The 14,227-nt window shown below is 31.3% G+C and carries 14 protein-coding genes and 1 pseudogene; 9 read left to right on the forward strand and 6 right to left on the reverse strand.

Features of this window, described 5'->3' with window-relative positions:
* Window positions 1–19: 19 nt before the first annotated feature.
* Entirely contained in the window at window positions 20–715 is a 696-nt protein-coding gene (locus ACZZ95_RS26265) for an AMP-dependent synthetase/ligase (RefSeq protein WP_463471344.1), read from the forward strand.
* Between the two features lie 52 nt (window positions 716–767).
* Here the strand turns inward: ACZZ95_RS26265 and ACZZ95_RS26270 are convergent, their stop codons facing one another.
* Both ACZZ95_RS26270 and ACZZ95_RS26275 read right to left on the reverse strand, forming a co-directional pair.
* Window positions 768–1,313: a 3'-5' exonuclease gene (locus ACZZ95_RS26270; RefSeq protein ID WP_463471345.1), complete on the reverse strand. Its 546-nt coding sequence runs from the start codon at window positions 1,311–1,313 to the stop codon at window positions 768–770.
* A gap of 199 nt (window positions 1,314–1,512) precedes the next feature.
* The gene (locus tag ACZZ95_RS26275; RefSeq protein ID WP_463471346.1) at window positions 1,513–1,899 is read right to left on the reverse strand and encodes a hypothetical protein; all 387 of its coding nucleotides are present in this window, start codon (window positions 1,897–1,899) and stop codon (window positions 1,513–1,515) included.
* 1,469 nt (window positions 1,900–3,368) lie between these two features.
* On the opposite strand from ACZZ95_RS26275, the gene ACZZ95_RS26280 reads away from it, so the two are divergent.
* The 8 genes and pseudogenes from ACZZ95_RS26280 to ACZZ95_RS26315 all read left to right on the forward strand — a co-directional run bounded on the left by ACZZ95_RS26280 (window position 3,369) and on the right by ACZZ95_RS26315 (window position 7,800).
* Window positions 3,369–3,506 (forward strand): hypothetical protein, encoded by a 138-nt coding sequence (locus ACZZ95_RS26280; protein WP_463471347.1) that lies wholly within the window; start codon window positions 3,369–3,371, stop codon window positions 3,504–3,506.
* Window positions 3,445–3,696 (forward strand): WGR domain-containing protein, encoded by a 252-nt coding sequence (locus ACZZ95_RS26285; RefSeq protein WP_463471782.1) that lies wholly within the window; start codon window positions 3,445–3,447, stop codon window positions 3,694–3,696. Before ACZZ95_RS26280 ends, ACZZ95_RS26285 begins: the two co-directional genes overlap by 62 nt.
* On the forward strand, window positions 3,644–4,444 hold the full coding sequence (locus ACZZ95_RS26290) for a DUF6493 family protein (RefSeq protein WP_463471348.1): 801 nt from the start codon (window positions 3,644–3,646) through the stop codon (window positions 4,442–4,444). The genes ACZZ95_RS26285 and ACZZ95_RS26290 overlap by 53 nt, the downstream gene beginning before the upstream one ends.
* Window positions 4,389–4,553, forward strand: a pseudogene (locus tag ACZZ95_RS26295) (DUF6493 family protein); the annotation flags it as partial. The gene ACZZ95_RS26290 and the pseudogene ACZZ95_RS26295, both read left to right, overlap by 56 nt.
* Before the next feature lie 36 nt (window positions 4,554–4,589).
* Window positions 4,590–5,096 carry a DUF7824 domain-containing protein gene (locus ACZZ95_RS26300; protein WP_463471349.1) on the forward strand — a complete coding sequence of 169 codons (507 nt, stop codon included), beginning with the start codon at window positions 4,590–4,592 and terminating at the stop codon, window positions 5,094–5,096.
* Entirely contained in the window at window positions 5,032–5,637 is a 606-nt protein-coding gene (locus ACZZ95_RS26305; RefSeq protein ID WP_463471350.1) for a DUF7824 domain-containing protein, read from the forward strand. The genes ACZZ95_RS26300 and ACZZ95_RS26305 overlap by 65 nt, the downstream gene beginning before the upstream one ends.
* Window positions 5,609–6,466: a DUF7825 domain-containing protein gene (locus ACZZ95_RS26310; protein WP_463471351.1), complete on the forward strand. Its 858-nt coding sequence runs from the start codon at window positions 5,609–5,611 to the stop codon at window positions 6,464–6,466. Before ACZZ95_RS26305 ends, ACZZ95_RS26310 begins: the two co-directional genes overlap by 29 nt.
* A gap of 5 nt (window positions 6,467–6,471) precedes the next feature.
* Window positions 6,472–7,800 (forward strand): SWIM zinc finger family protein, encoded by a 1,329-nt coding sequence (locus tag ACZZ95_RS26315; RefSeq protein WP_463471352.1) that lies wholly within the window; start codon window positions 6,472–6,474, stop codon window positions 7,798–7,800.
* Between the two features lie 81 nt (window positions 7,801–7,881).
* On the opposite strand, the gene ACZZ95_RS26320 is transcribed toward ACZZ95_RS26315, so the two are convergent.
* From ACZZ95_RS26320 to ACZZ95_RS26335, 4 genes are all read right to left on the reverse strand, one after another.
* Window positions 7,882–8,154, reverse strand: a complete 273-nt coding sequence (locus tag ACZZ95_RS26320; RefSeq protein ID WP_463471353.1) for a hypothetical protein — start codon at window positions 8,152–8,154, stop codon at window positions 7,882–7,884.
* 473 nt (window positions 8,155–8,627) lie between these two features.
* Window positions 8,628–12,656 (reverse strand): P-loop NTPase, encoded by a 4,029-nt coding sequence (locus tag ACZZ95_RS26325; RefSeq protein WP_463471354.1) that lies wholly within the window; start codon window positions 12,654–12,656, stop codon window positions 8,628–8,630.
* A gap of 255 nt (window positions 12,657–12,911) precedes the next feature.
* A complete protein-coding gene (locus tag ACZZ95_RS26330) occupies window positions 12,912–13,709 on the reverse strand; it encodes a TatD family hydrolase (RefSeq protein ID WP_463471355.1) in 798 nt (265 codons plus the stop codon).
* Between the two features lie 169 nt (window positions 13,710–13,878).
* On the reverse strand, window positions 13,879–14,214 hold the full coding sequence (locus ACZZ95_RS26335; RefSeq protein WP_463471356.1) for a hypothetical protein: 336 nt from the start codon (window positions 14,212–14,214) through the stop codon (window positions 13,879–13,881).
* Window positions 14,215–14,227 lie beyond the last annotated feature (13 nt).

Genomic DNA, 14,227 nt, shown 5'->3' on the forward strand with positions numbered 1-14,227 from the left:
CTCTGCAGAAATTCCGGTAATGGAAGGTTACGGTTTATCTGAAACTTCTCCAGTAATTGCCGTAAACGATCAAAGAAACAAAGGTTTTAAAATTGGAACCGTTGGAAAACCAATCCGTAACCTTGAAGTTAAAATTGCCGAAGACGGTGAAATTTTATTAAAAGGTCCGAACGTAATGCTTGGTTACTACAAAGATCCAGAAAAAACAGCCGAAGCTATTATAGACGGTTATTTCCACACTGGAGATATTGGAGAAATTGACAGCGAAGGTTTCCTAAAAATTACGGATCGTAAAAAAGAAATGTTCAAAACTTCTGGAGGTAAATATATTGCACCGCAAATGATCGAAAATGCTATGAAACAATCGCGTTTTATTGAGCAGATTATGGTTGTTGGTGAAGGTGAAAAAATGCCTGTTGCTTTTATTCAGCCAAACTTTGAATTTGTAAAAGAATGGGCTAAAATCCATAAAATTACTTTAGGAAATTCAACTGCTGAAATCGCTTCTAATCCAGATGTTATTAAACGTATTGACAGCGAAATTGAGGAAATCAACAAAAAATTTGGACACTGGGAACAAATCAAACGTTTTGAGCTTACGCCAGATGTTTGGTCTATCGACGGCGGACAATTGACTCCAACGCTGAAGTTAAAACGTAAAATTATTAAAGAGATTTACAAGGATCTTTATGCTAAAATATATGGTCAAAATTAAATCAAAATAATATAACCAAAGAAAACGGCTGTCTCAATTAAGACAGCCGTTTTTAATTTTGGAGACACCAATGCAAAATTTTAGCGATGTTTTTTGCATCGTCAATTCCTCTATGATGTGTTCCTTCCAGCGGAATATTCAAAACATGTAAGGCACCGTTCATTCCGGTTGGTTTTTGCAAACCAAATTTTTCGGCGAAATGAGTTTTTACATTGATATGTTCATCTGCCATTGGATATGGTATCCCAAACGATTTACATTGCTTTTGAAGCATATTCAAGTCGTACTGACCGTAACTTGCCCAAGTGTACAAATCGGGATTGTACTCGTCTATTAACTCATTAATGGCTTCTTCAAAAGAAACGCCATTTTTATCCACTAATTCCTGGGTAATAGTGGTTAACTCTGTACAAAACGGACTTACACTTGAACGCCGCGGTTTTATCAAGATGCCTTTATTCTTGGATATTTCTCCCGTTCCGGCATCTAAAACTGCTAATCCGATTTCTATAATTTCATTTTCCTGACCCTTTGGGACCGCACTTTGCCAGCATGTGGCTTCTAAATCGATAATAATAATTTTATCTGTTGTTTTCATTTTTTTAATTTTTAATAATTGTGTTTAATTTTTAACCGCAAGCGACGCTAAGATTTACGCTAAGGAACGCTAAGATTAGTTTTCTCGCAGATTGAGCAGATTGAGCAGATTTTTTTACTAATCCATTAATCTTTTATCCCGATAACTATCGGGAGTGGCTAAAAACTTTGTGGCTTAGTGACTTCGTGGCAAAAAAGACTTAAAAGAACATACTTTTAAAATCTAGAAAGAAACTTCCTTTTTTAGACTCTTTTCCAGACTTTTCCTTTTTTGAAGCACTTTTCTTTTCAAAGACTGCTTTAGCTTTCTCGATCCGTTTAGCTGGTTTTGTTTCTTCAGTTTTAGAATTTTCGTAAAACTTTTTGAAAGGACGAGGATGAAAATCAACCAAAATTGCCGCCATATTGATAGCATCAATGTTTGACGGATCTGTTTCTCCTTTAAAGAAAGTTTCGATAGGTCTAAACTTATCTTTTTTCTCCTTAAACTTATTCTTTTTGTTATGATCGAAATCTAAACCCAAAAGATTACTGAAGACATTCAAATCATCTTTCGTTGGGTTATTTTCGAAAATTAACCAGCACAAATCACGAAGTTTTCCTCGAGAAGGCTTGTACAAATAATCAAAGTATTTCCCTTCTTTTTCGGTCTCGTATTTTTTTCTAATTGCTTTTTTTGTATTTTTCTAATGTATTGTTTTGCATGGTATTTTATTTTTTTGCAATTCTTGGGAATCTCAGGAAATCGAAGGCTTTTCTGGGAAATCCAATATCACAAAAGTTTAAAAGCACCCTTGCTTTACCAGAGAAATATCTCTATATGATATATATAATTTTCCGAAAATCCACCTTTTCTTTCCATAGGTTAATAAGCTCCAAATCCATTTTTTTAATCGAGGCAAATGGCGGTTCACTAAACTCCACTTTATCTGTTTGACCACTGCGGTCTGACCTAAGTCCTATTTCTTGATTCATCCTTAAATTTTTATTATTATTTTTTTTTTTCTGCCGCTAAGACACGAAGACACAAAGTTTTTCTTTTTTTATATCTTCTCAAAATCTTTGCGACTTTGTGCCTTTGCGACTAAACAATTGGCACAAAAAAAGCACCCAATTAAAGGTGCTTCATAACAAATACGATATAACTATCCTATTGCCTATATTGATGCACCGACATGTAAAAGCATTCACGATCTGAAATCGAGGTCGCTAATCCTAGGTTGTGTATGTATAATTTAAAACTCATTTTTATATTTTTTATATTGTTATTGCAATTGTTATTGTTATTGCAACTGTTGTTGTTGTTGTTTACTGAAACATTTTGTTTCGATTTTGTTTGGCAAAGATATGATGGAAAAAATCATATTTCCAAATATTTTTTAAGATTATTTTTCTGACTATCAAGTAGTTATGGTAAAAATTAAAGCAAAGAAATTCCTGTCCGCATACTGGTGCAGATCGCTGTTTGTATCAAATGACTGTTACTCATCAAATTACTTTTCAAGGCTGTATTTCGCTATTTTGTTTAATCATTAAACATTTGGTCAATTATTTTTTAATTATTTTTGGTTATGGTTTGTTTTCAATCATTTTCTTGTCCTCTTCAACGAAGCCGAAACCTCTTTTTTGTCGCACTTAAGCAATTTTATTGTCACACTGAGCGAAGTCGAAGTGCTTTTTTATAATATTCGAATAGCTTTAAAACAAAAAAAGCGTCCCAAAAATCAGGACGCTTTTATATTTTATGTTGAGTTAAACTCTAAAATTTACATTTCAATTTCATAAAAATACAGACAGCGTCCTGAAACCTCAGCTGGAAAATCTCCGGCTAAATATTCAAGGCTTAGTTTTGCTGAAAGTATCATTTGTATTTTTTCTATTTTTAATTACAGAGACAAATGTAGTATATTTTATATTAATTTAGAATACATGGCTAATTTATTACTAAAAAAAAATTAATAATTTTTTTAACCAAAATATTCATCGGGATTATATTATTAATTTTATTTTTGAAAATACATATAGACAATCTTATAAAATAAGTTCATCAAAGAGCATGAAAAAATACCTTAAATACATAGATGGAAATTCAGATAAATTCTGGGAAATTGAAACAGCTGGATTAAATTATACTGTCACTTACGGAAAAAAATGGAACTGCTGGAACATCTCAAACAAAAACCTTCGCTACTGAAGAAGAATGTTTAAAAATGGCTGAAAAAATACTAGCTGAAAAAATAAAAAAAGGATATTCTGAAAGTGGAGAAGTCGATGTAACTGCTAAACCAAAATCGGAAAAAAGCAAAAATTCTGATGAAGTTGTAGAAGAGTATGATGCTATTATTAAATCTAAAAAAGATTTCGTCGCCGCTTCCTTTTCTTAAAGAAAAATCAAAAGGGAATATCGAAGTTTTAAAAAAGCATATTAAAAAATGTAAACGTTACTGGATGACGTATACAGATTTATCTAAGGATCCTGGTTATAAAAAATCAGGAAAACACGATTATGGCTGGGGAACCCGCGGTGATAAATCGCAAAATGAAATTATTACTTTAAGCGCAATTGCCTTATTTGATAAAACCGATATTAATTCGTGGGACGAAACCTTAGGTTTATTGAATGAATTAGAAGCTAAACCCGAGGTTTTAGAAATATTATTGTGGGCAAAACCCAACTGGATAGAAACTTTTATTCTCGATAAAATTAAAAGACAAGACTGGGTAAATGTAAGTTATACTGTATTGCGTCAACTTGAAAAACACGATTTATTACAATTTAATCCCGAATTATATGCTTTAAGTATTGCTTCAAATAATGAATGGCAGTCAAAGATTAAAACTCCAGACTTCATAAATTCGATACTAAATGATGAAATAAGTTATAAAAGGGATATTCCAGAATTGTTTAATTATGAAACCAATCTTCATAACAACTTTTTTAGATATAAAGACACCGATAAATACAATGATCACAATCTTTGGGAAGTTGTCTACAAATCATTATTGGATGATAAAAAAATGGAGCGCAGTTTTTTTATCGAAAATGCCATTTTAATTCAAACCAAAGAATGGAACAATAACCTTAAATCTTTTTTTAGAAAAAAGGTTAGAAGAATTTACTGTTACCGCTGATGAACTTGTCATTTATCAGGAAAATATATTTAGTTTTTTTCACAACGCTTATCCGCCAATTACAAGTTATGGTGTAAAGCTTGTTAAAAAAATATACGATCATCCAAAGTTTAAAACCAAATCATTTTTAGAATGGCTTGAACCAATGATGATGCGCGACGACTGCAAGGTCGCGATAAAAAATGTTTTGCCTGTTTTAGAAAAATTAAGCAAATCAAATCCAAAATTAAATACAGTAGTTTCGTCAATTATTGCAGATGTTTATGTGATATCTGATTTGGCTTTGCAGGAAAGAGTCACTAAAATAATTTCAAAAATTGGATCTGCAAAAGATAAGGCCTTCAAGGAAAAACTGAATTCGTACGTTACTTTAATGCAGGGAAACATCAAATCGCAATTGAGTCAATTTCTCGATGAAGATGCATTACTGATTGATGATGTCGCTTTTGAAGAATATATTTATAATCCTAAAAAAGAGTTAGTATTAACAGAAGAAGTCCAGTCGCCAAAAGACTGGAATGATATTGTTTTTCAGTTTGGAAATTTCATTGGTTCTGAAGAAGTTTTAGATACGGAAATATTGATGAATGTTTATATTTCGCAAAGAGATTTATTCCCTTCAGGTTCTGCAAGCACAATTACAGCCTTATGAAAAACAGCTTCAAAAGCATTATTTTGAAAGCGTTCATAAAAATTTCATGAAGTCCTTTTTACTGCAGAAAATTCATAATATAAATGGTAAATTTGATAGTAATTTCAAACATTATTCCAGAATTAATACGCTGACTTTAATTAAGTCTTTATTAGAAAAAGTACAGCAAAAAATAGAACAAAATTCTACTTTGCCCCTTCTCTCTTTCCCGAGTCATAAACCGTATTGGGTTGCACCAAAAGTTTTATTGGAAAGAGTTATCGAATATCAAAAAACAAAGGAAGAAATCGATTCTGTAGATTTAGCTATTGCGATCGCACGTATGCCAAGGGAAAACATTGAAGAAGCTATTCCGTTATTGGATCAGATTGAAGGCGAAATCAAACAGCTTTTATCATTTTGTCTGGGCGTAAGTGAAAAGCTGGAATTAGATTCTGTTTCCTTGTTTTCAAAACTTCTGTCGACTATGGGCAAAACTACAAAAGAAACGGGCAATCTTTCTCTTTGGGCTGTTGCTCGCCAGAACTTTTTATCCAAATGAAACTTTCCCTCAATTTGAAAATACGTATTTAAAAGATGTTCCGTTTGTAGCTACTCCTTTTGTACCTCAAATAAAATTTAAAGAAAAATGGAATGAATGGACCAATTATCAAACTAAAGAAAAAGAGAGAACTCCTTCTTGGTATGAATTAAAATTAGATTTTCCTAACTATTCAAAAATTCCAAATTATTTACTTTATAGTCAGGATATTTACAGTCGTTCAAACAGCTGGGATTATGGTCTGAATCACTCTGGAAATACTTTTTACTGGCATAGTTTAACACCACAAAACTCAGATGCATTAGGGCTGATTTTGCTCCATAATTCTACAATTGCTGATGGTTCCAAACCAGAATTAAAAGGCTTTTTGGATGTGGTAAACAGACCTGAATTTAGATTCTCAGAAACTACAACCTTACTATTTGTTGCTTGTTTCTTTCAGGAAAAGAAAGATTTACGATTAATGGCTTCTGAAGTATTAATTCATTTAATCGAAAAACAGACCTTAGATATAACACTATTTGCTCAAAAAATTGCACTGCTTTCTTCTGAAAAGTATGGTGTATTTTTACGATTAGTTGATGGCTTAACTGCCATGAAAGATGTTTCTCCAATACACAATGCGACTTTGCTTCGACTATTAAATGCATTCTTTGAGAAACTTCAACTAAAAGAAAAACTGCCAACTAATTTTAAAAAAATCGTAGAAAATTATATTGACGTTTTAACAAAAACAAACCAAAAAACTTCGCCAAAAGCAATTGCTTTTTTTGAACAATGGAAAGATAATACAGCGCTTAAATCGTTGATTAAGCAAATTTTAAAATAAAGAAAATGACCGATTTAGAATATAATTATAAAGGAATTTCGACTTACAGCAAAACAAAAGGAATCAACAATCTGGTTTTGGCACATCAAACCGAAATTGAAGAGGTAAACAATATTCCCTGCTTTTTCTGGGGAAGTTTGACCGATCCTTATGTTACGGCTAAATGCTGGAGTACGATTGCTAAAGTCGTGCGATCTAGTTTTGGACCAATTCCCCCAAGTCTTCGCGACCCAATTGTTTCGGCAGGATCTGAGCGTTTGCGTTTTGAAGGATTTTCGTCTTGCAATGGTGTTTACGTGCGCCTTGACATGAAACCAGAAGCAATTGATGGTGAATTTATTGCCAACGGAACAACAAATGTCGATTTTAACGACCCAATGCTGAATGCTTTGAATGCCATTCAGAAAAACGAAAAAGTGACGCTTGCCGTTGGTCAGCAGGATGTTCAGGTTATTACAAGCAAAGCAAAAGTTACAGAGAAAAAAGTAACACTGCCAATGCGCTGGATAAAAGGGTTGACCAGCGTGCGGCTTTATCTGGCGGACATGGATATTAAATTTGAATTGAATAAAATTCAGACGATTCAGTTATTTCAAAGTTTGCCAAAAGGAAGCGTAAAAGGTGATTTCTTCATAACCAAAAGAGCCGGAAAATTTATGTTTTCGACTTTGGCTACAGCAGACAGCGTGAGAATTGGCGGCGTACAAAGATTACGATTGTTAGAAGGAATTCTCGCCATTGTAGATAAAATTTTCATCTACGAATCGGCAGACAAACAAACTTGTGCGATAGTTGCTGAGTTTGGAAAAATGCGACTTTTAATGGCTTTTTCTCCAGATTCATATCGCGGCTTTTCGGGCGAAGGAAATGTATTGGAAACCATGACTGAAAATTTGCCAATAGAATGGGTTTACGGCTTAAATAGTTTACTAAAATCAAATGAAACTTTTGATCCAACGATGCTTTCTATCGAAAATGATATTGATTTTGGAACAATGGATAACCTGACATCTAATTTATCTTCGATGGGATTATTGGGTTACGATTTAAGCGAAAAATCACATTTTTACAGACGTCTTCCCTTTAAAACCGAACGTATTTTATCTTTAAATCCGAGGCTTAAAAATGCCAAAAAACTTATTGATAATGAAGATATTGAAATCATCGAAAGAAGAGCCAATTATATTGAAGCCAAAGTAAAAGGTTCTGGCGTTTTACACAAAGTCATTATCGACGATTCTTCGCAAAGATGTACCTGCGACTGGTTTACGGCCTATCAAGGCAAAAGAGGAATCTGTAAGCATATTTTGGCCGTGAAGATGACAGTTTCTTAAAGAATTTACTTTTTTATTTATAACTGAAATCGCCCTCAGAAAGGGCGATTTTTTAATTTAAAAACTACAGTTTTTTAATTATTATAATTTAATACCGAGACAAGCTTTCTGAATCTGCTTCTCTGAAAATGGCGATAAGGCTTCTGCCAAATTTCGGCTGGTTCTTAAACAGCTCAGTATTTTTTGCCTTAAATTGATATCGTCGCCAAACTCTGTATGCATTAAAAGCTCGAAGATTTCCTGCAAATACATGGGCTGTTCTTTGTAATCTCCCTCAAACAATTCGTCTGAAAGGAAATTAATTACGGATGGCACTACATCACGATGTGTTGGCTTTTGATTTTCTTTTTGCATAATAGAAAATTTTAGATACGCGAATACCTCGCTTTAGGTGTGCAAAACATTCAAAGGAATGATTTAGGACAGTTTCCTGTTCCTTCACCATGACGAGGTATTCGTTTATGTTAACTTAAAAAAAGTTTTAAGGATTTCTCCTTTGATTGTTTTGCATCGCAAAGATATACTTTTATTTAAAAAAGAAAGAAATAACTTACTTTTTAATTTTTAGGGTTTTGAATCTGAATTTAGGTTGAAAACAAAGATAAATATTCTTGTCTTATCTATAAAACTGCTGAGTTATGAATATATACTCCGCTTAGAAAGGTAAAGATTATTTATTTAGAGAAACTAATGAAATTAAACATTAAGTCTTTCTACTATAGAAAAAGCGCAAAACTTTTAAAAAAGTTGCGCTTTTGATTTGATTCAAATCTATATATTAATTTCTTTTTTGAAAACGGATGAATTTTATCACTAAGCTTTAACATTTAGTATTTACAATGCCTTTTTTTAAATTTACTTAAGTCAATAGAACCTACAATTACAGGTTTGGATAATTGTGGAAACGTGCTTTTTAGTATCTCATTTTGAGGAAGTTCTCTAGAAACATTTATTTCACTCTTATTTAATATATCATCATTTATCAATATATTATCATTTTTATTTTTATCAATTGTTTCTACTTTTTCAGCATCCAATCTTTTAACAGACCACGCTTGCAATCCATCATATCTAAAACTGACGTAAAATTTAACATTAGTTGTCTCGTCTTTTCCTTTTTCAAATTTTCCAACTACTGGAACAAAGAAAGCTTCTAATCCACATTTTAATTTAATCTTTCCTTTTTGTCTGTCATCAATAGTTATAATTGTTCCTTCAACTTCTTGAAGCTTACTATCATCATCAAAAAGTTTTGATCCCTCATTTTTCATAGAGCCTAATTCGACATAATTCAATATCTTTTTCGAACCAGTTCCAACTCCAAACCATTCAAAATTAAATTTATCATTCGTGGTAATTTCTTTACATTCTTGTATATAACTAACTGTCTTATTTAATTGAATTTCATTAAAAATTTCTCCTCTTTCAATTAATGATATTGCATTAAAAACATAATTATAATAAGTCGCTTCTAAATGGGAAATTCTATTTTGAAAACTATTGTCATACCAAATTTTAATCTTGTTTATTACGTCCTCTAAACTAACAAAAGTAGAATTGTATCTAATACATTGTAACCACATTCTATAGTTGCCTGCAACCTCAGGTTGATCATGTATATTATTCTCAATAACTTTTAAAATCTCTCTCCTTTCATATTCATTGATCAAATTCCAAGCAGATTTAAGCTTCTTCATATCTCCATCAACCTTACTTGCCAAAATTGAAGTCGCAAACATCTTCCTAAAATAAGGCCTACTACTATTATGTCCAGACTCTGACATTTTTTTATACTTATCTATTGATTTTGTAATGTCTCCTAACAACTTAAATGTTTTTGCTTCTCCATCCTCGATCATGTTCCTAGCTTTATTCATATGTTTTGCATTATCCATATCGGTAGATAATTCTATAATATAATTGGCTTCCTCAATTAACTCAAGAATTTTATTTAATTGATTTTCATACCATATATTTTCAGGCATTGTCAAAAATGTATTAATAGAAACCGCTGGATATAATTTTTCTTTTGCAAAATTTATTACCCTAATTAACATTTGAATTTCTGCTGTATGGCAATGCAAATTGTCCGATCTAATTTCTTTACTATTAGTGAAATAGTTTTGAGCTTCCTCCGTCTCTGTTTTTAACCAATGGAAAAAACTTTCAAAGTCTGTAGAATCTAAATTATAACTATTATTTAATCTGAACTCTATAGTCTTTCTATTACACATTCCTTTGAGATGCCAAAGATTATAATCATTTTGCCCCAAATCTATTGCCTCTGAAATTTCGACTTTTGCAAGATCCAAGTCCTCTTCACTTTCTTGTTTTTCAAATAAGAATCTACCATAATGGGCTCTATAATGAGCTTCATTAGGATAACTTTTTGTTAAATTTTGAAATATTAATTTTTGTTGACTGGAATCCCTAACATCATTGATTAATTGAGAAAATTTATTATTTTGAATATCATCTATATTATCTACACCAATTACATCTTCATTATTTCTCAACATAAACATCTTCTTAAAAGCTATTCTCACTTCCTCAATTAAGAATTCATTACTTTCCCTACAGTCACTAATAAATTTAATACTCCATTCACATAAAAAATCTTTCCAATTTCCATTCTCTGAGGTATCAAGTGATATTGAAATAATTAATTTAGCAAATTGATTAAATCTTGGACGCCAGAAACCAGTATATTCACCACTATTGTCTCTTTCTCTTATCAATAATTTATTTATAATTTTATTAGAATTCAATTCTTTAGTCAAAGAATTATTTACGAATTTTTTATAAAACCAAAACTCAGATGTAGAGCTTTGCGTATAATAATAATACAAACAAGTGTAAACTATAAACTCTTTTTGATTTTGAGGAATTTCATCCAAATATGTTTTAATATAATTTCTAATTTTATCTTTAGAAAATTGATCTTCAAACGCTGTTAAAGAAAAATCAATAACTTCACATTCAGAAGGTTGAAAATCTTTTAACGCCATCACATATTTTTCTCTAGATGGAATATTCAATATAAATTTGTTTACAAAACGATCCCTCTCATCTATAGTAGCCATGGCATCTTTCAGATAAACTTCTGAAGGTTTATCTTTAGATACAAAAGTTTTGTTATAATATCTTTGTAGGTATAAATAAACAATATGTTTCTTAGTCGCATTATTTTCTCTAATTAGAGAATTAAGGTCATTTACATTAACATTATGAGATTCCACAACTGCTAAAATAGGCTTCTTAGTCAATTCCGATAAATTAAATAATCCTTGACTTGTTACACTTCTTTTATAGCTATTTATGAATACCACTGGATATTTATCTTTTAGCTTAAATGCAATCTTTCTTGAAAGTGTTGTACCACCACTTCCCGGATTGTGAAATAATTCTATAATTGGACCTTTACTACTTTGCTTATTTAAGTATGTTTCTACTTTTTCAAGAGCCTCCTTCTCAATATCTCTTCTAACTTCGATTTCATTTCCTAATTCATCCCATTGAATTACTCCTCCTTTATAAAAAGATAATGATTCGTCATCCCCATCATTGGTTAAATTATGTATCGATTTGTGCAAAATTTCGATATCTTTATCTAAAAGAGATAGATAATAATCCCTAATATCAATAAAAATATCATTATCCCCCTTTTTAGCGGGTATCTGAATTGATTTAATGTCTAAATTTTTTGATTCGATTGATGAATTTATCGATTGCAAAAAGTCAGGAATAGAAAGATTTAATATAATTATATTGTCAAACTTTTCGGTAAGCGAATAAAATCTATCTTCATCATCACTTAAAATTATTATATTTAATAAATCTTGTGGGTATTTATCTGAAATTACTTCAATAATTTTTTCGATATAATGCAATTCATCATATAAAATAATTACATTTAATCTTGATTGGCTAGATTGATTAATAAATTCATCTGTAATTTGTTCTAGTAGTGAAATGTATTTTTTAGTTCTCCATTCCTTATAACTACCTACAATTGAAGTAGAAATATCGGAAATACCATTAGCAAAAAACCAATTTGTGCTATGTTTGGAAGATGTAACAATATTTTTTTGATTAATCTGTTCAATTGTTATAGGTCTTAAACTTCTAGTTACGTTGCCTACAAATGCATTAAAAAGTCCTGTACTTTTAGAATTAATATCAAAATCAAAAATAATATTCCAATTAATTTTTGAAAGTATAACCAGCTGTTCTTGTGATAAATTTTCAAATTTCGCAGGAGAAATTAAAAAATTCTGTGTAGTTGAATTAAAATTTTCACAAATATCTGCTATGTTTCTCCAATTATCATTTTCTATTAGTATCTCATTGTTAATTTCGAAATTATCTATAGCATTAACTATAGTTTGAGGTAGATCCTTATTAAGTTTTTCTTTCCAGAACCAATTAAATATTTTCTTAAAAACTACAATACAGAATTCAATATCATGCCGACTTGGTTCTGAATTTTGATCTACACTATCATGTGCCCCCTTATTGGTATAAGATCTTAAATCCTCAAACTTATGATAAAAATTTTCATTAGCTTTAGCTTTACCGCTAAACCATTTATGAATTTTACAAGTTTCTATCAAAGTAAATAAATCAAGAGGTTTTGGATTAGTAATCGTAGAAAAATTTCTATAATCAATATTTCCATTAATAATCTTAAAACCATTAACGTCACCTTTCTGTTTTAAAATAATAATCTTACACATTGCTTCACATCCCTTACGAACATATGTTAGTGCACTATCATCATGTTGCTTAGCATATTTAAATACATTTAAAATATGTTTTATCAAATCATCCGTTTTCTCTTCAATTTTTGATGCCATAATTTTTTACTTTTATTGTAACTTCATTTCTAATAATTCCAACTAATCTTTAATAATATCACTTCAAATAAAATAAACTCACAAAATATTCATTAAAAAACTTCAACATTTTCTATTTGAACATACAAACTATATCAGATTTATTGATTTCAAATATAGATAAACAAAAAGCCTTCAAACCAAGTACAAACACCTGATTTAAAAACCAACAAATAAATACCTAAAAGGTTTCTAAAACCTGTTAGGAAAACAAACCTAAATTCCAAAAAAGCTCTTAGAATTCCTCGTCGTTTCCTCCGCTACTTTAGCTAAAGTAATTCCTTTAAACTGCGCAATTGTTCCAGCAACATACGGCAGAAAAGCAGGTTCGCAACGGCGTTCGTGGTATTTCTTCAAGAGGCTGTTCGGGACATTTTTAGGAAGCATAAACGGCGCATCGGTTTCGATCATAATTCGGTCGAGCGGTACGTACTGAATGACTTCTTTTAAATGGCTGAAACGTTTGGCATCTGAAATCGCTCCCGTAAAACCCAGATAAAATCCGTTATCGAGATAGGTTTTCGCTTCTTGCAACGTTCCCGTAAAACAATGTACAACGGCTTTTGGCAATTGCGGTAAATAGTCTTTGGTAATATTCATAAACGAATTAAAAGCGCTTCTTTCGTGCAAAAACAAAGGTTTCTGTACTTCAATCGCAAATTCGAGTTGGGCTTTATAACATTCTTCCTGTTTGTTTCGGGGCGAAAAGTCACGATCAAAATCGAGTCCGCACTCGCCTACTGAAACGACTTGTTTTTGTTTTAGTAAATTTCGCAGTTTTGAAATGCTCTGCGCGTCAAAACTTTTCGCATCATGCGGGTGAATTCCAGCTGTAGCATATAATATTCCAGGATATTCTTTTGCTATTCGTGCAGATTCTTCACTGTTTCGTACGCTTGTGCCTGTGAGTATCATTTGCGATACATCGGCATCGAGCGCGTCTTGTACGACATCGTCTATGTCGTTTTGGAATTGTTTATTGGTTAGGTTAATTCCTATGTCTATGTAATTCATTTTTTTGTTTTTTGTTTTTTGCCACGAAGGCACTAAGACACAAAGTTTTTTTTTATTCTTTGCGTTGGTTATTATTTTTTTTTGCCACTAAGGCGCTAAGACGCTAAGTTTTTTGTTTTTAATCTCGCAAAGTCGCAGTCCCGAGGCTTCGGGAGCTACGTTTTTTTGTTTACTGTAAGATTTTATTATTTATGCGTTTACAAAGTTCTTTTAAGTCAGTTTTTAAAATTTCTCCAAGATAAATATTTTCAAAAAAAGTATCATTAACATAACATGGCACTGACGAAAAACCAATTTCTATTATGTTCTTTTTAGGATAATCAAACTTATCTATCAATAAAACCATATAAAGTTTTTTCCCTTGAGGACTCCAAACAGAAACAAATTCAATAATCTCAGCAAAATACCATTCTATAACCTGATCGCTAAAACCAACATTTTTCCATCCATTTTTCTCCAAGGCATTTATTAGTGTCATTATTCTTTTATCATCTATCAACATCATTTAATTACTTTTT

The organism is Flavobacterium sp. AC267 (assembly GCF_979258715.1).

Excerpts from the sequence above, each read along its gene's own strand:
- ACZZ95_RS26305 (WP_463471350.1), top strand. The coding sequence starts at position 5,032 with ATGTTTATATTTCGCAAAGAGATTTATTCCCTTCAGGTTCTGCAAGCA.
- ACZZ95_RS26265 (WP_463471344.1), top strand. The coding sequence starts at position 20 with ATGGAAGGTTACGGTTTATCTGAAACTTCTCCAGTAATTGCCGTAAAC.
- ACZZ95_RS26290 (WP_463471348.1), top strand. The coding sequence starts at position 3,644 with ATGATGCTATTATTAAATCTAAAAAAGATTTCGTCGCCGCTTCCTTTT.
- ACZZ95_RS26325 (WP_463471354.1), bottom strand. The coding sequence starts at position 12,656 with ATGGCATCAAAAATTGAAGAGAAAACGGATGATTTGATAAAACATATT.
- ACZZ95_RS26320 (WP_463471353.1), bottom strand. The coding sequence starts at position 8,154 with ATGCAAAAAGAAAATCAAAAGCCAACACATCGTGATGTAGTGCCATCC.
- ACZZ95_RS26315 (WP_463471352.1), top strand. The coding sequence starts at position 6,472 with ATGACCGATTTAGAATATAATTATAAAGGAATTTCGACTTACAGCAAA.
- ACZZ95_RS26270 (WP_463471345.1), bottom strand. The coding sequence starts at position 1,313 with ATGAAAACAACAGATAAAATTATTATTATCGATTTAGAAGCCACATGC.
- ACZZ95_RS26330 (WP_463471355.1), bottom strand. The coding sequence starts at position 13,709 with ATGAATTACATAGACATAGGAATTAACCTAACCAATAAACAATTCCAA.
- ACZZ95_RS26300 (WP_463471349.1), top strand. The coding sequence starts at position 4,590 with ATGATGATGCGCGACGACTGCAAGGTCGCGATAAAAAATGTTTTGCCT.
- ACZZ95_RS26280 (WP_463471347.1), top strand. The coding sequence starts at position 3,369 with ATGAAAAAATACCTTAAATACATAGATGGAAATTCAGATAAATTCTGG.
- ACZZ95_RS26335 (WP_463471356.1), bottom strand. The coding sequence starts at position 14,214 with ATGATGTTGATAGATGATAAAAGAATAATGACACTAATAAATGCCTTG.